This window comes from Bradyrhizobium sp. CCBAU 53415 (genome assembly GCF_028128735.1).
Taxonomy (GTDB): Bacteria; Pseudomonadota; Alphaproteobacteria; order Rhizobiales; family Xanthobacteraceae; genus Bradyrhizobium.
Genome location: NZ_LBJF01000002.1, coordinates 235,020 through 254,826, shown reverse-complemented (window position 1 = coordinate 254,826; position 19,807 = coordinate 235,020). Strand labels below are relative to the sequence as shown.

At 65.5% G+C, this 19,807-nt stretch carries 18 protein-coding genes; 6 read left to right on the top strand and 12 right to left on the bottom strand.

Features of this window, described 5'->3' with window-relative positions; genetic code table 11:
* Nucleotides 1-11: 11 nt before the first annotated feature.
* A complete protein-coding gene (locus tag XH87_RS07505; protein WP_271586755.1) occupies nt 12-1,220 on the bottom strand; it encodes a cytochrome P450 in 1,209 nt (402 codons plus the stop codon).
* 83 nt (nt 1,221-1,303) lie between these two features.
* On the opposite strand from XH87_RS07505, the gene XH87_RS07500 reads away from it, so the two are divergent.
* Nucleotides 1,304-1,810, top strand: a complete 507-nt coding sequence (locus tag XH87_RS07500; RefSeq protein WP_271586754.1) for a MarR family winged helix-turn-helix transcriptional regulator — start codon at nt 1,304-1,306, stop codon at nt 1,808-1,810.
* Between the two features lie 362 nt (nt 1,811-2,172).
* On the opposite strand, the gene XH87_RS07495 is transcribed toward XH87_RS07500, so the two are convergent.
* Nucleotides 2,173-4,029: a feruloyl-CoA synthase gene (locus tag XH87_RS07495; RefSeq protein ID WP_271586753.1), complete on the bottom strand. Its 1,857-nt coding sequence runs from the start codon at nt 4,027-4,029 to the stop codon at nt 2,173-2,175.
* Nucleotides 4,030-4,179: 150 nt separating this feature from the next.
* Here XH87_RS07495 and XH87_RS07490 point away from each other — a divergent pair, with 150 nt between their 5' ends.
* Entirely contained in the window at nt 4,180-4,674 is a 495-nt protein-coding gene (locus XH87_RS07490) for a MarR family winged helix-turn-helix transcriptional regulator (protein ID WP_271586752.1), read from the top strand.
* Between the two features lie 191 nt (nt 4,675-4,865).
* Complete coding sequence (gene atzF, locus XH87_RS07485) at nt 4,866-6,671, top strand: allophanate hydrolase (protein ID WP_271586751.1); 1,806 nt, start codon at nt 4,866-4,868, stop codon at nt 6,669-6,671.
* Nucleotides 6,672-6,815: 144 nt separating this feature from the next.
* On the opposite strand, the gene XH87_RS07480 is transcribed toward atzF, so the two are convergent.
* The 9 genes from XH87_RS07480 to XH87_RS07440 all read right to left on the bottom strand — a co-directional run bounded on the left by XH87_RS07480 (nt 6,816) and on the right by XH87_RS07440 (nt 16,882).
* Nucleotides 6,816-7,538 (bottom strand): GntR family transcriptional regulator, encoded by a 723-nt coding sequence (locus XH87_RS07480; RefSeq protein WP_271586750.1) that lies wholly within the window; start codon nt 7,536-7,538, stop codon nt 6,816-6,818.
* Nucleotides 7,535-7,930 (bottom strand): oxalurate catabolism protein HpxZ, encoded by a 396-nt coding sequence (gene hpxZ / locus XH87_RS07475; RefSeq protein ID WP_035703492.1) that lies wholly within the window; start codon nt 7,928-7,930, stop codon nt 7,535-7,537. The genes XH87_RS07480 and hpxZ overlap by 4 nt, the downstream gene beginning before the upstream one ends.
* 34 nt (nt 7,931-7,964) lie before the next feature.
* Nucleotides 7,965-9,362 (bottom strand): AtzE family amidohydrolase, encoded by a 1,398-nt coding sequence (locus XH87_RS07470; protein WP_271586749.1) that lies wholly within the window; start codon nt 9,360-9,362, stop codon nt 7,965-7,967.
* A 7-nt stretch (nt 9,363-9,369) separates the two neighbouring features.
* Nucleotides 9,370-9,549, bottom strand: coding sequence for a DUF4089 domain-containing protein (locus tag XH87_RS07465; RefSeq protein WP_035703495.1), 180 nt, complete (start codon nt 9,547-9,549; stop codon nt 9,370-9,372).
* Nucleotides 9,550-9,576: 27 nt separating this feature from the next.
* A complete protein-coding gene (locus XH87_RS07460; RefSeq protein ID WP_271586748.1) occupies nt 9,577-11,346 on the bottom strand; it encodes a dipeptide ABC transporter ATP-binding protein in 1,770 nt (589 codons plus the stop codon).
* Between the two features lie 274 nt (nt 11,347-11,620).
* Complete coding sequence (locus tag XH87_RS07455; protein WP_271586747.1) at nt 11,621-12,520, bottom strand: ABC transporter permease; 900 nt, start codon at nt 12,518-12,520, stop codon at nt 11,621-11,623.
* Nucleotides 12,521-12,523: 3 nt separating this feature from the next.
* Nucleotides 12,524-13,537 carry an ABC transporter permease gene (locus tag XH87_RS07450; RefSeq protein WP_035703503.1) on the bottom strand — a complete coding sequence of 338 codons (1,014 nt, stop codon included), beginning with the start codon at nt 13,535-13,537 and terminating at the stop codon, nt 12,524-12,526.
* A gap of 111 nt (nt 13,538-13,648) precedes the next feature.
* Complete coding sequence (locus XH87_RS07445) at nt 13,649-15,271, bottom strand: ABC transporter substrate-binding protein (RefSeq protein WP_271586746.1); 1,623 nt, start codon at nt 15,269-15,271, stop codon at nt 13,649-13,651.
* A gap of 216 nt (nt 15,272-15,487) precedes the next feature.
* A complete protein-coding gene (locus XH87_RS07440) occupies nt 15,488-16,882 on the bottom strand; it encodes a caspase family protein (RefSeq protein ID WP_271586745.1) in 1,395 nt (464 codons plus the stop codon).
* A gap of 242 nt (nt 16,883-17,124) precedes the next feature.
* Here XH87_RS07440 and XH87_RS07435 point away from each other — a divergent pair, with 242 nt between their 5' ends.
* From XH87_RS07435 to XH87_RS07425, 3 genes are read left to right on the top strand one after another with little or no spacing between them, the layout of a single operon-like run.
* Nucleotides 17,125-17,760: a hypothetical protein gene (locus XH87_RS07435; protein WP_271586744.1), complete on the top strand. Its 636-nt coding sequence runs from the start codon at nt 17,125-17,127 to the stop codon at nt 17,758-17,760.
* 12 nt (nt 17,761-17,772) lie between these two features.
* A complete protein-coding gene (locus tag XH87_RS07430) occupies nt 17,773-18,255 on the top strand; it encodes a hypothetical protein (protein ID WP_271586743.1) in 483 nt (160 codons plus the stop codon).
* Between the two features lie 20 nt (nt 18,256-18,275).
* Entirely contained in the window at nt 18,276-18,719 is a 444-nt protein-coding gene (locus tag XH87_RS07425; RefSeq protein WP_271586742.1) for a hypothetical protein, read from the top strand.
* An 85-nt stretch (nt 18,720-18,804) separates the two neighbouring features.
* On the opposite strand, the gene XH87_RS07420 is transcribed toward XH87_RS07425, so the two are convergent.
* Nucleotides 18,805-19,752, bottom strand: a complete 948-nt coding sequence (locus XH87_RS07420; RefSeq protein ID WP_271586741.1) for an aminoglycoside phosphotransferase family protein — start codon at nt 19,750-19,752, stop codon at nt 18,805-18,807.
* Between the last annotated feature and the right edge of the window lie 55 nt (nt 19,753-19,807).

Sequence of the window (19,807 nt, the reverse complement as noted above, 5' to 3'; positions counted from 1 at the left end):
AGGACTCCTCGTCAGACCGGGGTGATGGTGACGGGCAGGCTGTCGAGCCCGCGCAGCGTGTTGTTGAAGCGGCGTTTCGGCTCGCCCGTGATCTCGATCTTCGCGATCCGACGTGCCAACGCCGTCAGCATCACCTCGCCTTCGAGGCGGGCGACGAGCTGGCCGACGCACATGTGGATCCCCGAGCCGAAGCCGACATGGCCGGAGGTGCGGCGGGTGATGTCGTAGCTGTCGGGCTGGTCCCAGCGCCGCGGATCGCGATTGGCGGCGGCGAGGAACATCAGCACCTTCTCGCCCTCGCCGATCCGCGCGCCCGACAGCTCGACCTCGCGCGTCGTGGTACGGAAGAAGGTCTGCACCGGGCTTTCGAAGCGCACGGCCTCCTCGAACGCGTTGCGCGCCAGCGTCAGATCCTCGCGCAGGCGCAGCCATTGATCCGGGAAGCGCGCGAGGCAATAGATCGCGGCGCCGATGCCATTGACGGTGGTGTCAAGGCCGGCCGACAGCAGTGAGCGCACCAGGAGCGGCGCTTCGGTCGCCGTGATGGCGCCGTCGTCGACCTGCGCATGAATGCAGGCCCCAAAGCCGCCCGGCGCCAGGTTCTCGCGCTGGCACTGCTCGGCAACATAGGCCTGGTGCGGTGCCGAGCGTTCGATCGCCTCCTGGCGCAACTGGTTGGGCGGACCGAACGCGTTGAACACGACGCTGGCATAGGGAATCAGATGCTCGCGGCCCTCGGACTTCAGGCCCAGCGCATCCGGAAAGATCGAAAGCGGATAGGCTTCCGCAAGATCGGCGATCGCATCGAAGCTGCGCTTATCCAGCAGCGCATCCACCCGCTCTTCCGCCGCGGCGGCAAAGCGGTCGCGCACCTGCTTCATCACGGTCGGCGACAGCACCTTCGACAGCACGGCGCGGGTGCGGGTATGCGCGGGCGGATCGGCCTCCAGGATCAGGCTCGGCGGCCGCCATGGCGTCTCCTTCCTGAAGTCGGATAGGCCGACGCCACGGCTGGAGCAGAAGGTGGCGGGATCGTTCAAGACGGCATGGACCTCGGCATAGCGCGCCACGCCGTAGACCTTCCATTTGTCGAGATAGACCACGGGGCCAGCTTCCCGCAGCTGCTCATGGGTGGGATAAGGGTCGGCAAAAAACTTCATGTCGAAAGGGTCGACGTCGAGATGCGGGACACCCGATCCCGCGGAGCCGGATGCGCTCATGGGAGATCTCCCTGATTTTGAACTTGTGAAAGGACGGCGCATGCCCTTAGGTCGGCGGGTCCGCCGCGAGTCAGAAACCCGATATGCCGCCGTCTTCGACCAGAGTCCGCCAGAAGCCCGCGCCCACGGATGTGGGACCGACGCTCGATCTCGACCGTTACGTCCCGGCGTTCATCACCTTCATCGCCAACAAGCTTTCGAACAGCGCGACCGCGTTCTATCAGAAGCAGTTCGGCGTCAACGTCACAGAATGGCGAATCATGTCGCTGCTGGCGATCGAGCCCGGCATTCCCGCCTCGCGAATCTGCCACGTCATTGGCTTCGACAAGGGGCCTGTGAGCCGGACACTGGCGGGGCTGGAGAAGCGCGGGCTGGTGTCGATCCGTACCGATCCGAACGACGGCCGCACCCATTCGATCTCGCTGACGGCGAGGGGCCGCGCCATCCACGACAAGGTGATTGTCGCGGCGTTCGAACGTGAACGGCGCCTGTTGTCCTGCCTCGGCAAGGACGAGCGCGAGGTGCTGATCGATCTGCTGCGCCGGCTGCACGAAAACCTCGGCGCGGTCACCGGCAGCCCCGAGACCTGACGGCCGCCTTCCGTCACGTCCAGGCATGCGCCGGCGTTTGCCGACGGCACCGTTCGGGCCGAGCATCGTTTCCTCCAGGATCAGACGCGGCAGTTTCCCCGCCGTCATCGCTGCCTGGAACGGTTCGCACAAATTAGTTGCTTAGGCAACAAAAGAATCGGAAATATGTTGCGGCAGGGTGGCTGGCGCATTCGGCCATCAGATCGTGTGTCCCGGACGCGCTGCAGCGTGAATGCTGCTGCGCAGAGCCGGAACCCAAGCAGCCGCGCGGACGAGGACAAATGGGCCCCGGCGCAGCAGCGCATCACTTACGTGCTGCGCTCCGTCCGGGGCACGAGAGCAGTACGCGCGGCAACGGCGCGCTAGCCGGCGCAGCCGATCCATTCCGGCGACGCATCGTCGTTCAGCCGCGCCACCGCATCGGCGCGGCGCGTCAGCACGGCGCGCTGGTTGATGTAGCCCTTGTCGGTGATCTCGCCGCCGTCGACCGAAGGCGGCTCGGCGAGCAGCAGCGCGCGCGTGGCGTGGCCGGAGGAATTGCCGATCTGCCGTTTCAGCCTCGCCAGACCCTGCGCGATTGCAACCCTGACCGTGTCGTGCGCAAGCACCTCGCTTGCGCCGGCCGTCTCCAGCAGCCCGGCATGGGCGCGGCAGGCCGCGATATTCGGGAACACGAGGAAGCGCACCTCATCGCCGCCATGGCCCGCAACGACGATGTCCTGCGCCAACGGCGCCAGCGCAGCGATGCCGGCAACGCGCAGCGTGCCGACGCTGACCCAGGTGCCGGAATTGAGCTTGAAGTCTTCCGCGACGCGGCCGTCGAAGAACAGGCCGCGCTCGGGCCGCGCGCCGTCCGCAAGCTTCACGGCGTCGCCTATCAGATAGAAGCCCTCATCGTCGAACGCCTGCCTGGTTAGTTCCGGCGCCTTCCAATAGCCCGGCGTGACATTGGGGCCACGCACCCGCACCTCAAGCTTGTCGCCGGAGGTGACGAGCTTCAGTTCGGTCCCGGGTATCGGCACGCCAATGTTGCCGGAGCGTTCTGCGAGGAAATGGCAGTCGGTGGCGAGCGGGGAAGTCTCCGTCGAGCCCCAGGCAGAGACCAGCGGCAGCGTGCGACCCACGGTCTTGGTCGAAAGCTCTGCCAGGGCCTCCCAGAGATTCTGCGGCAGCGCGGCGCCGGCGTAGAAGGCGAACTTCACCTCGTTGAAGAAGCGGCGGCACAGTTCCTCGTCGCTGCGCAGCGCCGCAATCAGCATGTCGAAGCCGCGCGGCACGTTGAAATAGACCGTCGGCATGACGCTTCTGAGGTTCGCCAGTGACGTCGCGAACAGGCCGGGCGCGGGCTTGCCGCCGTCGATATAAAGCGAGCCGCCGTTGCGCAGCACGAGGTTGAAATTGTGGTTGGCGCCGAAGGTGTGGCTCCAGGGCAGCCAATCGAGAATGACGAGATCGCCGCGCCCCGGCTGCAGGAAGGTCCAGGTCTGCGCCTTGGCTTGCTGGCTCGAGGTCAGCATGCGCTGGGTGTTGATGACGGCCTTGGGCGTACCGGTCGAGCCCGAGGTGAACAGGAATTTTGCGATCGTGTCGGGGCTCACCGCGGCGAAGGCCGTTGCGACATCGCCCGTTTCAGGCATTGCCGCGACATCACGGAAGGCGAGCGCATCGGCATCGCCGGCATTGCCGCTGATGATCTGCGCTGTGTGCAGCGGCTTGATCGCAGCCAGCGCCGCGGCAAACGACTTTGTCGCGGAGACATAGATCGCGCCCGGCTGAAGCAGCGAGATCATGCTCTTGAGCTTGTCGAAATCCTTCGACATCAGCGAATAGGCCGGCGAGATCGCGGCCGAGGGAACGCCGACATGCTGGGCGGCCAGTGCGAGCAACGCGTGATCGATGCTGTTGTCGGAGAGGATCACGACGGGGCGCTCGGCGCTGAGCTCTTGCGCCAATATCCAGGACGCCGCCGCGCGGACCCGCCGCAGGGCACCCGCGTAGGTCATGGTGGCCCAGGGCGTATCGGCGCTGTCACGCTCGGCGAGGAAGATCGTGTCGGGCGTTTGCCGCGCCCATTGCTCCAGCCAGTCGCCGATGCAACGCGCGCTGTCGCCCAGCGGCTCGGGCGAGCGCAGCAAGATGCTGCCGTCGGCGCGATGCTCGGCAACGGTCCTTGGCGTTGCGAACAGGCCTGTGGCGTCACCGCGTGCGGCGGCTGTCATGGTTTTCCTCCTCGCCCGACGTTCCGGATCGGACGCAGCCTCGCTCCGGGCCGCTTTGGCCATAATGTTGGGCAGAACAATTGTTGTCGTCAACAACAATCTTCCGCTCGCGCTGCCGAGGCGCTAGGGTTGCCCGGCGGGAGACACGATGTGACAGCCAGCGCAATCCAGACGGCCCCACGCAAACGCGCCGGCAACGGCACTGCGCGGCGGACCGACGCGGACGAGATCGGCCTCGACGCGCTGGTCGGCCACGCCGGCTATGCGGTGCGGCGCTTCCAGATCTGGATCTTCCAGGACTTCGTCAAGACGCTCGGCGAGGTCGACATCCGGCCGACGCAATATTCGGTGCTGACGGTGATCGGCGCCAATCCGGGCCTGTCGCAGATGGCGGTGGCAAAACGCCTCGGCATCGAGCGCGCGCGGCTGGTGCATCTGCTCGACAGCCTCGAACAGCGCAGGCTCGTCAAGCGCATCAAGTCGAAGGAGGACCGGCGCTCCCACGCCTTGCACCTCACCGCGCAGGGAGAGGCGGCGCTGGCGAAGTTCAAGCGGCTCGCCGCCGAGCACGAGCGGCACGTCGAGGCGAAAATCGGCAAGGAAAACCGGGCGCACCTGCTCCGGATCCTCGCCGGCTTCACTTGATCGACTGCCCACAACTTGAGCAAATGCACGTCGCAAGCCCTGATGCGACAGCCCACGCGCCCGGCAGGATATCCCACAAGCCACTGATCGCACGATAATATCCTGAGCGATGGCTTCGCCCGGATAATGTACACAATGGCACATCGCTTGCTTCACTCCGGGCGAAGCCAGATTGCCGGAGTTTTGTCGCCATGGGGGCTGAGCAGCCTGAAACGATCGCCGCGATTGTGGCCGCGCATCGCGCGGGCACGATGACGCCGGCGCAGACGGTCGCGCGGACCTATCAACGCATCCGCGACCACAACGATCCCGCGGTGTTCATCAGCCTGCGCGACGAGAAGGACGCGATCGCGGAGGCCGAGAAGCTTGGGACGAAAGATGCCGGCAGCCTGCCGCTCTACGGCGTGCCGGTCGCGGTGAAGGACAATATCGACGCGCTGAGCTTTCCGACCACGGCGGCCTGCCCGGCTTTCTCCTACACGCCGACGCACGACTCGACCGCGGTGGAGCGGCTGCGCGCGGCCGGCGCCATCATCATCGGCAAGACCAATCTCGACCAGTTCGCAACCGGTCTCGTCGGTGTGCGTTCGCCCTACGGCATTCCCAGGAATTCGATCCGCGACGATCTCGTTCCCGGCGGCTCCAGCTCGGGCTCGGCCGCCGCGGTCGGCGCCGGGCTGGTGCCGCTGTCGCTCGGCACTGATACCGCCGGCTCCGGCCGCGTGCCGGCGATGCTCAACAACATCGTCGGGCTGAAGCCGAGCCTCGGCATGATCTCGACCGCGGGGCTGGTGCCGGCCTGCCGCACGCTCGACTGCATCTCGGTGTTCGCGCTGACCGTGGACGATGCCGCCCTCGCGCTATCGGTGATGGCGGGGCCGGACCAGGCCGATCCATTCTCGCGCGACCGGCCGCTTGGCGCGATCACGCCGTTGCCCGCAAATCTGCGCCTGGGCGTGCCGCGCGATGGGCAGCTGATCTTCTTCGGCGACAAGAAGGCGGAAGCCGCTTACGGCGACGCACTGAAGCGATGGACTGCGCTTGGCGCTGCATTGGTCGAGTTCGACCTCGAGCCGTTCTACGAGACGGCGCGGCTGCTCTATGAGGGTCCCTGGGTCGCCGAGCGCTATCTCGTGATCAAGGACCTGCTCGCCTCCGCGCCCGATGCGATCCACCCCGTGACGCGCGAGATCACCGTCGCCGGCGCGAGGCTGACCGCGGCGGAGACCTTCTCGGCACTTTATCGCCTGCAAGGGCTGCGCAAGATCGCCGAGCGGACCCTTGCAGGCATCGACGCGCTGGTGCTGCCGACGGCGCCGACGGCCTATACGACTGCGCAGGTGCTCGCCCACCCGATCGAGCTCAACAGCCGCCTCGGCACCTACACCAATTTCGTCAACCTGCTCGACCTCTGCGGCCTCGCCGTGCCGGCATCGATGCGCAGCGACGGCATTCCGTTCGGCATCACGCTGCTGGCGCCCGCAGGACGAGATGCAATGCTGGCGAGCATCGGCCGCGTCTTCCATGCAGATACCAAGCTGACCGTCGGCGCGAAGGGTGTGGCGCAGCCATCGCTCGCAGCGCTTGCCACAAGCAGCAGCGACGAGATTCCGATTGCGGTGGTCGGCGCGCACCTCTCCGGCATGGCGCTGAACGGCGAATTGACGACGCTGAACGGAAAGCTGATCGAGGCAACGAAGACTGCGCCGGATTACAAGCTCTATGCGCTTCGGACCACGCCGCCGAAGCCGGGCATGCTGCGCGTCGAGACCGGCAAGGGCGCCGCGATCGAGCTGGAGCTCTGGTCGCTGTCGGCGGCTGCATTCGGCAAGTTCGTCAATTCCATTCCAGCGCCGATGGCGATCGGCACGATCCGGCTTGCGGACGGCCGCAGCGTGAAGGGCTTTCTCGTCGAGCCGGAGGCGTTGGGCGATGCCCGCGATATCACGGCGTATGGGGGATGGCGGAAGTTCATGGCGGAAGCCGCGACGGCGTAGGTCTCGTGTCCCGGGCGCAGCGCATCACGCAGCGGTGCGCTGCTGAACCGGGGCACATGGAGCCGCTGTGCGAAATGGATAGATGGGTCCCGGCTCTGCGGAGCAGCGCTACGCGCTGCACCGCGTCCGGGACACGAGCGGACCCTACACCGACACCGCGTAGATCTCGTATTCCCCGCGCACCAGCTCGATATGCGCGCGCATCGCCGCGGCCGCGCCCTGCTTGTCGCCGCGCATGATGGCGACGACGACGCGGTCGTGCTCGGCCTGCGACTTGGCGAGGCGGCCGAGATTGCGAAACTGGGCGCGGCGGAACGGCTGCACGCGGACGCGGGTGGCCAGCGTGATCTCGGCGATGTAGCCGTTCTGCGAGCCCGCATAGATCGTGTTGTGGAAGCGCTCGTTGACCTCGTGGAAGCGCTCGGGATTGCCGGCGTAGCTCAGCAGCCGCAGCTCCTCGTGGACGGCCTCAAGCGCATGGCGTTCCGCAGGGGACATGCGCTCGGCGGCAAGGCCGGCGCACAGCGCCTCGAGCTCCGCCATCGCCTCGAACATGCCTTTCAGCCGCTCGACGGATGGCTGCGCCACGACCGCGCCGCGGTGGGCACGCGCTTCGACGAGCCCGCTTGCGGCCAGCTGGCGCAGCGCCTCGCGCACCGGCGTGCGCGAGACGTTGAAGCGCCGCGCGATGTCGGTCTCGTCCAGCGGCGAACCCGGGGCCAGGGCGCCGCGCACGATCTCGTCGGCGAGTTGAAGCCGCAGCTCCTCGGCGCGCGTGACCTTGTGCACGCTGGGCTGCGCCCGGTCGACGCGCGGCACCACCGGCTCGGCCGGCAATGTTCCCTGCGGAAGATCGTCAAGCGTCATACGGTCTCTTTCGGCTCGTCGATGATGCTGACATGAGCTGCGACGACGCGCCAGCCCTCCGGGAAGCGAATCCACGTCTGCATCTGCCGGCCGACCTTGCCGGGCGCCGTGTCGCGATAGAACAAGGTGGAGGCCACGGCCGTGTCGCGGCCATAGCTGGTGATCACCGTCTTTGCGGTGCGCCGGTTCAACCCGACCGGCGAGCGGGCGGCGCGGAAGCCGGAGATCGCCTCATAGCCATAGAGGTTTTCACCGATGCCGTAGCGCAGCGTACGGGGGTCGTTGCGAAAGAGCTCGCCGAGCACGGCGACGTCGTTGCCGACGAGGGCCTGCTCATAGCGCTCGAACGCGGCTTTGACTTCCGCGATCACCTCGGGGAGATCGATCTCCATCTCAAATTCCTCTTAAAGTCCGCTCAAAGTCCGCTCACAGTCCCCTTGGCGCGGGCGCGGCGGCCACACCCATCTTTTCCAGCGTGTGAGCAACGCGGAGCGCAATGTCCTCGCGCCAGGGCGCCGCGATGATCTGCACGCCGATCGGCAGCGGCTCGAGCGGCACCGGCACCGCAACGACCGGCAGGCCGACGAAAGAGATCGGCTGGGTGTGGATGCCGATATTGGCGCGGACCGGAAGCTCGACGCCGTCGAGGTTGAAATTCACCTGGCCGAGTTTCGGCGCGGTGCAGGGCGTCGCCGGCGCCAGCAGCACGTCGACCGATTTGAAGATCTCGGCAAGCTGCCCGCGATACCAGCGGCGGAATTTCTGCGCGCGATCGACCAGCGGCGCCGGCATCATGGCGCCCGCGATCAGCCGGTCGCGCACGGCCGGATCAAAGTCGTTCGGGCGCTTGCGCAGGCGGTCGAGATGCAGCGAAGCGCCTTCGGTGGTGGTGATGACGTAGGCGGCGGCACGGGCGCGCGAAGCTTCGGGGATGTCGACCACTTGTGTTGCGCCAAGCGCCTTGGCGACGCGGCCGACGGCTTCGACCGCTTCGGGGAACACGTTTTTCTGGAAGTGACCGCCGGCGACGGCGATGCGTAGATCCGAGACCGGATTGGCGAGCAGCGGCAGCGTCGGTTCCAGCCCGCGCATGGTGCTGCAGGCGCTGTCGTCGGCATCCGGTCCCTGCATCACGTCGTAGGCGAGCGCGAGGTCGGTGACGGAGCGCGCGAACGGGCCGAGATGATCGAGGCTCGCGACGAACGGGAACGAGCGCGCGCGCGACAGCCGGCCATAGGTCGGCTTCAGGCCAAAGATGCCGCAGAAAGAGGACGGCACGCGGATCGAGCCGTTGGTGTCCGAACCGAGCGCGATCGGCACCAGCGCGCCGCCGACGGCGCTGCCCGAACCACCCGACGAGCCGCCGGTCATCCGCGTCGTGTCATGCGGATTGCGCGAGGGGCCGTCATGGACGTTCTCGCCGGTGAAGTCGTAGGCGTATTCGCCCATGTTGAGCGCGCCGACCAGAACTGCGCCGGCGGCTTCCATCCGCTCGATCAAGGTTGCGTCGCGCTTGGCGGGCGCAAGGTCGCGGTTGATCTTCGAGCCCGCACGCGTCGAAAGGCCTGCGACATCGAACAGGTTCTTCACCGCGAACGGCACGCCCGCGAGCGGGCCGACTTTCTTTCCCGCCGCGATATCGGCGTCGATCGCGCGTGCTTTCGCGCGGGCCCGATCGGCGGTGACGTCGGTGAAGGAATTCAGAATGGTGTCGTGCTGCCTGATGCGCGCGAGAGCTGCTTCGGTCGCATCGAGCGCGGACATCTTGCCGCCCGCAACCGCGCTTGCGATCTCGGAGGCCGTCATCTCTGGCTTGCTGGTCATGGCGGCGTCAGGCGGTGAAGATCGGCGCCGGCTCGGTCTCGTCCGGCAGCGCGAATTCGTCGACCATGCGGCCAAGCCGCAGCGAGACTTCGAGGTTGGCGCGCACCGCAGGCCTCCAGGCCTCCTCGATCGGCAGCGCCAGCGCTTTCGATACGGCGTCGATATAATCGTCCAGCGGCTCGGCCATCACGCGTCCCAAACAATCAATGCACTCTTAGTGCACCTGCAACGGCGGATGCGGGATCGCCGTCAGCAGCTCCTTGGTGTAGTCGTCCTTGGGATCGCCCAGGACCTGCTCGGAAGAGCCTTCCTCGACGATCCGCCCCGTCCGCATCACAATGACACGATCGCACAACAAGCGCACCACATTCAAATCATGCGAGACGAACAGATAGCTCATACCTAGCCGCGCCTTGAGATCCTGCAGCAGGTTGAGGACGACGGCCTGCACCGAGACGTCCAGCGCCGCGGTCGGCTCGTCCAGGATGACGAGCTTGGGATGCAGCGCGATCGCCCGGGCGATGCCGACGCGGGCCTTCTGGCCGCCGGAGAGCTGGTGCGGGAAGCGGTCGAGCAGATTGTGCGGCAGGCCGACCATGGTCGCCAGCTCCTCGCAGCGGGCGCGGAGCGCGTCGCGTCCCCTGATGTCGCCGAGCTGCATCATGGGATCGGCGATGGCGCGGGCGGCGGTGAAGCGCGGATTGAGGCTGTCGGTGGGGTCCTGGAACACCATCTGGATCCGGCTGCGCTGCGGCATCCGGGCAAAGGCTGATGGTGCGATGCCGGAGATGTCCTCGCCGTCGAACTGGATCAGGCCGGAGGTCTGGTCGAGGAGCCGCATCACCATCATCGACGTCGTCGATTTGCCGCAGCCGGACTCGCCGACGAGACCGACGCTCTCGCCAGCGCGAATCGAGAAGCTGATGCCGTCGACGGCGCGGAACACATCGGGCTCGACCGGCGGCTTGCGGCCGAACAGCTTTCCGAGCACGGCGGTCGCGCCCTGACGGGGATATTCCTTGACCAGCTTGTCGACGAGGAGAAGGGGCTTTGTACTCTCGTCACCCTCGGGCTTGACCCGGGGGTCCATCGACGGAGAAGAGTCTTGCGAAGCGGGATGGAAGGCCGGGTCAAGCCCGGCCATGACGGTGGCGCCCTCCTCCTCCGGCAACAGATCGCGCAACGACACACCCAGCCGCGGCGTCGCGCGCATCAGCTTCCTGGTGTAGGGGTGCTGCGGATTGGCGAAGATGTCGGCGGCTTTCGCGGTCTCGACCACGCGGCCCTTCTCCATCACGACGACGCGGTCGCAATAGGCGGCAGCGAGGCCCAGGTCGTGCGTGATCAGGATGGTCGACATCGCGCGGCGCCTGGTCAGCTCGACGATCAGATCCATCACCGCCTTCTGCGTGGTGACGTCGAGGCCGGTGGTCGGCTCGTCCGCGATCAGGAGCTGCGGATTGCAGGCCAGCGCAAGCGCGATGACGACGCGCTGGCACATGCCGCCCGACAGCTCGAACGGATAGGCGTGGTAGCGCTCACGCGGGCGGGCGATCTTGACCTGCTCCAGCGCCTCGATCGCCTTCTCGCCGTGATCGGCCACCTGGGCCTGCTGCAAATGGGTGCGCAGCACGTCCTCGATCTGGTCGCCCACTTTGCGGATCGGATTCAGCGCCGCGCGCGGGTTCTGGAAAATCATCGAGACTTCGCGGCCGCGCAGGTCGCGCATCTGGTCTTCGGTCGCGGCCTTGACGTCGATGCCGGAGAACATCACCGAGCCCTCGGCGATCCGCCCCGCGCGATCGAGGATGCGCATCACCGCGTAGGAGGTCACCGACTTGCCGGAGCCGGATTCGCCGACGATGGCGAGCGTCTCGCCCTTGGCGACGGAGATGTCGACGTGCTGCACGGCTTTGACGATGCCGCGGCGGGTGGTGAATTCGACGGTGAGGTCCTGGACGTCAAGCAGCGGCTGGGCGGTCATGCGAGCCCCCGGTCACTCAAAAAGTGCGAAAACAACCCCATGCACAGTAGAATGACATTGAAATCATTGATGAATTTCGACATGAAATTTGAGCGGGAGGAAGGCACCGGCCTCTTGCTCCCTCCCCCCTTGCGGGGTCTGAGGCGAGCGAAGCTCGCTCTCGAGGTCGGGGAGAGGGGTGGCCCCGGGAGAGGTCGGAGTTCGTGGCTACCCCTCTCCCCCGCCCTCCCCCGCAAGGGGGGAGGGAGCGCAGCGGTGATTGTGGAACCAACCATCACGTCCTCCGCTGGGGATCGACGATGTCGCGCAGGCCGTCGCCGAGGAGATTGAAGCAGAACACGGCGATCATCAACGCGAGGCCAGGGAACAGCGCGATCCACCATTCCCCTGACACCATGAAGCCCGCGCCCTCCGCGACCATGATGCCCCATTCGGCGGTGGGCGGACGGACGCCGAGGCCGATGAAGGAGAGGCCGGCGGCATTGAGGATGGCATAGCCCATGGTCAGCGACATCTGCACGATCATGATCGGCATGATGTTCGGGAGAATGTGCACCAGGAGGATGCGGAATTCGCCGTTGCCCGACAGCCGCGCCGCCTGCACGAATCCGGCATTGCGGCGGACATTGGCCTCGGCGCGCGCGACACGGGCATAGAGCGGGAAGTTCACGATGGCGGTGGCCAGGATGATGTTCTGCACGGTGTTGCCGAGCGCTGCGACGATGCCCATCGCCAGCACGAACAGCGGGAACGCCATGATGGTGTCGGCGATGCGGCCGACGATGCGGTCGGTCCAGCCACCGAAGTAACCCGCGGCGATGCCGGCGAGCCCGCCCATCAGGAACACCAGCGCCACCGAGGCGACCGCGATGAAGACGTCGAGCCGGGTCGCGACGATGACGCGGCTGAAGATGTCGCGACCGAGCTGGTCGGTGCCGAACCAGTGCGCCACGGACGGCGGCTTCAACGCGGCGGCCGTGTCGGAGGCGAGCGGATCGTAGGGAACGACATACGGGCCGAAGATTGCCGCGGCGAGGATCAGGATCAGCAATGCGAAGGCAAAGCCCGTGACCTTGTTCTCGCTGAGGACATAGCGGGTCTGTTCGAGGATCGCGGCAAGGCCGGAGGTTCGCGCGGGACCGACCGGCTCAACGGCAGGCGCAACGGAGCTCATGGTTCAGCCCTCCAGCCGCACGCGCGGATCAATCACGCCGTAGAGAATGTCGATGATCAGATTGAGCAGCACGTACATCACCGCCATGGTCAGCACGAAGCCCTGCACCGGCGCGAAGTCCGACGAGATCAGCGCCTCCACCGCGTAGGAGCCGATGCCGGGCCAGGCGAACACTTTCTCGACCAACACGTTGGCGCCGAGGAGGAACGAGAACACCATGCTGAGCGTGGTGATGACCGGCAGCATCGCGTTGCGGAACGCGTAGGTGACGATGACGGTCGCCGGCGACAGGCCGCTGGCACGCGCGGTGCGGACGAACTCGGACGCGAGCACCGCCAGCATCGAGGCCCGCGTCATGCGCGCGATTGGCGCCAGCGAGAAGATCGCGAGCGTGGTCGCGGGCAAGATGAGCTGGCTCAGCGCCGAGCGAAACGCCTCGAAGTCGCGCGCGATCAGCGTGTCGATCAGATAGAAGCCGGTCACCGTCGGCGGCGCACTGTAGAACACGTCGAGACGGCCGAGCGGCGCGGGCGACCAGCCGAGGCGGAAATAGAACACATAGACCAGCACGAGGCCGGTGAAGAACACCGGCAGCGACACGCCGGCCGTGGTCGTCACTCGGCAGAGATGATCGATCCATGATCCCGGCCGCGTCGCAGCGAGCACACCGAGCGGAATGGCGATCACGACCGAGACGATGAGGCCGAGCAGGGTCAGCTCGGCCGAGGCCGGCAGGCGATTGCGGATCTCGGCCGCGACCGGCTGGCCCGTGGTGAGCGAGTTGCCGAAATCGCCATGGGCGAGGTCGTTGGTGTAGCGGAAGAACTGCTCGATCAGCGGCTTGTCGAGGCCGAGCTTCTTGCGGATCTGCTCGACGGCTTCTTTCGTCGCGGCCGGGCCGGCGAAATAGGCCGCGGGATCGCCGGGCAGCGCGCGCGTCAGCAGGAAGGTGACGATGACGACGCCGATCAGCGAGGGGATCGCGAACATCAACCGCTTGCCGATCATGGTCAGCATGGGGCGCGCTCCGCTTGCGCGAATGGCGAATGGCGAGTGGCGAATGGATATTCGCACTTGGCGGTCATCACGTTCCCCTATTCGCTATTCGCCAATCCCCACTCGCTCCTCTCACCCCTTCGCCATCGCGCGATAATCCAGGCGGCGGTGGAACCAGTACTGGTAGCCGCTGACGTTCTTCTGCATCGCGACATTGACGAAGGGCTGGTACAGCGGGATGCGCGGGATATCGGTGAAGGCGAGATCGACGAAGCCCTTTACGTCGGCATCGTAGGCCGCCTTGTCACCCGCTGCCGCAGCCGTGCGCGCGCCGTCGATCAGCTTGTCCATCTCCGCCGACTTGTAGCTCATGGTGTTGAAGACGGAATTGTTGCCGTGATAGCACCAGTAGAAGAAGTATTCGGGGTAATCGAGCCAGCCCGAGAACACGTTGGTGAAGAGCGGCATCTCCTTCTTGTTCAATTCGGTTCGCCAGTTGGCGCCCGGCACCTTGTTGATGGTGGTCTTGATGCCGATCTGAGCGAGAGACTCCTGCACCAGCACGCAGAGCGGCTCATTGACGCCGGCGAAGTTGAGGTCGAACGAGATCGTGGTCTCGAAGCCGCCTGCGTAGCCGGCCTCGGCCAGCAGCGCCTTCGCCTTGTCCATGTCGGTGTTGTATTTGTGCGGCTGCGGCCAGGCGACCTCGGTCGGCTTGTCCTTGGGTGCCCCGAACATCGGGTTGGCGAGGCCGAACATCACCGCATCCATGATCTTCTGATAGGGCAGCGCGTAGGCCACCGCCTGACGCACCTTCGGATTATCGAAGGGCGGCTTGGTGACGTTCATGCCGATATACTGAATGCCGTTGGAGAACGGCAGCGACACCACGTTGAGCTTGCCGTTCGCCTTCATCTCCTGAAAGTCCTTGTTCGGCAGCTCGTAGGAGATGTCGGCATCGCCGCGCTCCAGGAGCGCGCGTCGGTTGCCGGCCTGCGGCACCATGCGCCAGATCACGCGCTTGATCTTCGGCAGCGGACCGCACACCCAGTCGTCGTTGCGCTCCATGATGACTTCGGTGCCGGCCGTCCACTTCGTCACCTTGTAGGCGCCGGAGCCCGCGGTCTGCTGCTTGGTGTATTCGAGGCCCCACGGGTCCTTCTCGCTGGCATGCTTCTTCACCAGCTCCGAATTGACGATGCAGGGCACGATTACGGCGAGATCGGGGATCGTCAGCCTGTCCTTCTTCAGGAAATCGACGCGCACCGTATGATCGTCGATCACGACGAACTGCTCGGGCTTGGTGAGCGAGCCCGCACTCATCTGGAAGGTGGGGAAGCCGCCGACGCTGACGGCGCGGTCGAGCGACCACTTGACGTCCTTGGCGGTGACAGGCGCGCCGTCGTGGAATTTGGCGTTCTTGCGCAGCTTGAAGGTGACCGACTTGTCGTCGATCTTGAACTCCTCGGCGAGTTCGCCCTTGAACTTGTCGCGGTCGTAATAGGGCACGCCGCCGGGACCGCTCTTCATCTCGTGGCTGATCAGGCGGTCGTAGCAATTCCAGGACACCTCATAGCCGGGCACGTTGGTGCCGACGCCGTGGATGTCGAGATTGTTGGGGCCGCCCTCCGAGACGATCAGCAGCGTCTCCGAGCGGGCGTCGGCATAGGCGGTGGAGATCGATGATGGCATGGCCGGAAGCGCCGCGCCTGCGGCCAACCCGGAAACGGACTTGAGGAAATCGCGGCGCTTCATGAAATCGCTCCAACACAAGTTTTTGGTTGGAGCCGGATTCGCAAGGTTTATGCCAGAGCTTGGGGGACTCTACTTGCCGTCTAACCCACTGAATAATCAGCAGGATATTTCTTGGGGCGAATCGATGGTCGGAGTCTTGGGGTACGGCATTGCATACAAATGCGGTAATTTGCTCATAAAATAGACTGGACGGAGCAGCTGCCCACTAGGCGGGCGCTACTGACAGAAGTCCTCGTTGTTCACGCGCAGGCAGCGCGGCACTGCAAGCGTCCTCCGCCTGCTACAGCCGTCCTGGCTGTCCACCTTCTTGAGAGCACGCAGCGCCGCCATGGTCGGCCGGTACCAGAGGAAGTGTTCGTCGGAGAGCTGTGAGGCCCGGCGCAGGCCTTGGATTGTGGCGGCATCGAACACCCCGGCTTGCTCACCGCCCAAGCATTCGAGCCGCGCCAGCTGTGCCTGGATCAGCAGCACCAGCTCGTGACCCTCATAGGTCGGCCCGGCGCTGTCGAGCACCGTGATCTCGCGCAGGCGCGAGGCCGCAGCTTGCGCCTCATCCGCCTCGGGCGTGTCGGGAAACAGCGCGGCGACGAGATCATAGGCTTCGGGCGTGCGAGTTCGCCGGGCGCGATCGAGGACCAATGACGCGGCTCCGGGCCCGCTGTTGGCCGCCCCCCTTCTCTGCTCGGCAGCCGCGGCGCGCGCCTCGTCAGCTTCGGGGCTCGCAGGAAAACGGTCGATCAGGAGATCGTACAGCGCTACATTGCCGGTCTCCTTCGCCGCCGCGAGTAATTGCGCGGCCTGGCTCGGCGGAGGCGGTGGCGGCACGAAAAAGAAGTCGAGCTCGAGCGAGGTGGATTCCCAGGGGATCTGCTGTTCGCCGGTGGCGAGCCGCACCTGGCGGCGAACGCTCTTGAACACGTCCTCCAGCCGCTCGCCGGGCACGATCATCGCCTCCGCGAGCGCCCTGGTGTAGGGGCTGTGGCCATCCTCTCCGTCGAGAGCCGGCTTTCCGGATCCGGTGGCTGATGCGATAAAGACGCCGTAGACGGCACCCATCGGCACCAGCCCGGCCGCACCTAGCGCGACGGCCGGAGGAAACGGATTGTCGCGGCAGGCATCGATGATGAGAATGTTGAGCGCATTGCCTGCACTGGACAGGCGATCAGCGATGCGTTTGACGCTGAGGGATTGCGGCACGATATCGGCGCGCTTCCGGATGTCGGCGTTGACGGGCACGAGGTAGTTGACACCGTCGCTCTCGACGCCATGGCCGGCGTAATAGAGCACAGCAACGGTCGCGGGTCCGCGCATCTTCACTTTCTGAGCGAACTCGTCAACGTCCTGCCACAGTCCTTTCAAATCACGGTCGGCCGCTGAGGTCACTTCGAAGCCTGTCTGGCGGAGACTGTCCGCGATCAGCTCCGCATCGCGCCCCGGATTGGCGAGCGTACCAAGCTTTGTGTAATGCGAATTGCCGATCACAAGCGCCAGCCGCGGCGCCGAATCGGCCACAGGCTTGCGCGCCTCGGCTGCGGCTTGCGCGAGGCCTGTGGTCAGCGCCACAAGCGCGACCGCCAACCCCACCAAAAGACGACTTTCTTGCATCACCATCGTGCCATCATCCACGGCAGACGATACGCAAATGCCGGCGACCTGTCTCCCCGGTCAATGAAGGCAAGTGGAGGGCCGCCACTTTCGCCCATTTCCTCTTTCCGGACTCTTTGTCGGGAGGCAGGGCGAGCGAGTAGCGACAATTTCTGATCCCCACGGCCTTCCTACAGGAGAGAGGCGGCGACGTCGTAGCGTCCGACCGAAATAGCTCCCCTCGACGGCGCATCGAAATCTATCTAGGATTGAATTTTTACGAATCATTTTCGCCTTCCATGCCCCGCCAGCCTCCCCGTCTCATCCAATTCGTCCTGCCCCGACTGACGATGTCCATCGCTATCATTCTGGCCATCCTGCAAACACTGCCGGCCTCGGCCGGCGTGCTAAGCGGCCGCGAATTCCAGAACCTGATCGCCGGCGGCCCGGAAGGCACAACCATCGTATTTCAGGGCGGGACCGACAAGATCTTCTACTCGCCGAGCCTGAAGAACCGGCTGCGCCAGAGTGGCGAACTCGGCCCGGAATTCCTCAAGCAGAAAATCCTCCAGAACACCGTGACCGAGGGCACCTTCATCGGCGCGACGATTCAGGGCGGCAAATGGCGCACAATTTCCGGGATTGCCGGCATCGCCGCCGATTCCGACAGCGGCCATGGCGTCCTGACGCTGCTCCAGACCTTTCCTGAAGACACCAGCATCAAGGCGTTCCAGAAGCGCGACCGGCTTTATGCGGTCGTCATCGTCGAGGACGCGCCAAGTGGCGTGGTGTGCCGCAGATCACAGTGGGAGCATCTGTTCGCGCTTAAGGGTGAACCGAGGCTGACGACGGTGCCGTGCGAATTCACGGTCGGCAACGCGGTGACACCAAGCACACCGCAATAAGGGGGACTTTTCATGACGACACTCATTCTCGGCGCCGGCAGAGGCTTCCGGCACACCGCCTTGCGCATGCTCGCGTTTGTCTTGCTGGTAATGCTGGGCGCCCTGGCTACTGACCGGCAGGCATCTGCTTCCACCGTGCTGATCGCCGCGGCGAACACGGCCAATTCCGGTCTCTCGGGGTGCAACACAAGCCAGGGCAAGGCTCTCTACAATTGCGTCGCCGACGTCCTGGAGCGCATGGCCAATGACGTCAATTCGATCAGGGTCGGAGAGACGCAACGGGCGCTGCTGACGGCGGCCAGTCAGCTCCGTGCAGCCAATAGCAAGGCGCAGGCGCTCTCCGCGATCACGCAATGCCAGGCAGCAATCGCCGGCGCGCTGCGGCAGGTTAAGGCCGCGAACGGCATGATGGTGCCTGGATGGGGCGACCACGGGCTTTCGTCGATCGCGCGCGTGCTGGCGAAGGCCGTGAGACTGATCCAGGCCAAAGGGTAAGCACCGAGAGAGATTGCCTCATGATGTCGGGACAAAAATCAATTCGATCGACCGGGAGGGGCCTGCGGATCCTCATGGCCTTGCTGCTCATCACCGCAGCTCCATTGAGCATCGGCCCGGCGCACGCGGGATCAGCCGCCGAGGTCGGCCAGACGGGCCTCAATGCCTGCAGCGCGAATGCAGGCAAGCCGCTTTACGACTGCGTCGCGAACGTGCTCGACAAGATGAGCAATAGCCTTGACGAAAGAGCTCCACCGGAAGCGCGAAGCGCGCTGCAGAGCGCAGCGTCCCAGTTGCGTGCCGCGACCAATAAGGCTCGGGCTCTCGCCGCCATCTCGCAATGCCGTTCGGTGTTCGCGGGCATCATCCAGCGGTGGAAGGCGGAGGGAAAAACGACCACCGGCTTTAGCGCCATCGCCGGCGTCTTGAGCAAAGCGATTCAACTGATTCAGTCTAAAGGTTAGCAGGCGATAAGCGACGGCCGTCATTCGGAGGGCGACCCGCAGCATCGAGCCCGGAATGACAAGGGAAGCGTGGAGCGGGGGGCAATCACGCCGGCCAAATCAATTCCTGCAATTCGACCAGATTACTCGCCTGCTCCTGCCAGCCCTCGATACAGATGTGGCTGTTGAGATCGCTGGCACGGTGCAGCAGCATCAGGGCCATCAGCCGACGCTTGAGTGCGAAGTCCGCCCTCGCATAGCCAAAGCCTTCGAGCAGGCTCTTCACCCGGCCCGGCCGGCCCGCCGCCATGAAGGCGCTGGGGCCGAGCAGGTCGTAATCGCGCCATCCCGCCAGCACGTCGCCGAAGTCGAACAGGCCGGCGAGCGACCACTGGCCGTCATCGCAGGCGAGCAGGAAGTTCTCCGGAATGTATTCGCCAATCAGGATCACCGGCGGCGCATCCATCGGAATGAGCTCTGCGGCATCGCGCAGGAAATCGTCGAGGCCTCTCAGGAATTTCGGCGCAAGGCCAAGACGCGTATGCCGGGCCTTGCAGCCCTGCATCTGCCGACGCATGAAGTCGGCCCAGCGCGGCTCGACGCTTGCGAGCGGACCGAGCGGCGCGCGCTGCACCGACGCGATGGTCTCGCCGGTCTGGCGCAGCACGCGCTCCTTCTGCTCTTCCGGCAGGCGCGGCCAGACCTCCGAGCCGAGCGTGCCGGCAAGGCGCGTGATGACGAGATAGGGCCAGCCGTCCCGCACCCCTTCCGCGACGATCTCGGGGATCGGCAAATGCAAGCGGCCGGCAAGCTGCGTCAGCGAGCCGCGCTCCGAGACGAATTGTGCGCGCAGGAGCGGCGGGAAGATCTTCAGGATCAGCCTGTCGCCAAGCCCGATCACGAGATTGGTGCCCGTCGCAAAGACATGTGGTGCGCCGACATCGAGACCATGGTCGCGCGCGATGTCGAGCGCGATGGGCAACCATCGCGAGGGATCGGAGCGGAAGGCGCGAAAGCTCTCGGCGTCGGTGAAGTGAGGCAGTGGCTTCGACATCGTCACTTTCGTCGCATTCAAACCAGTGTGCCCGCGGCCATCCTTCGAGACGCGC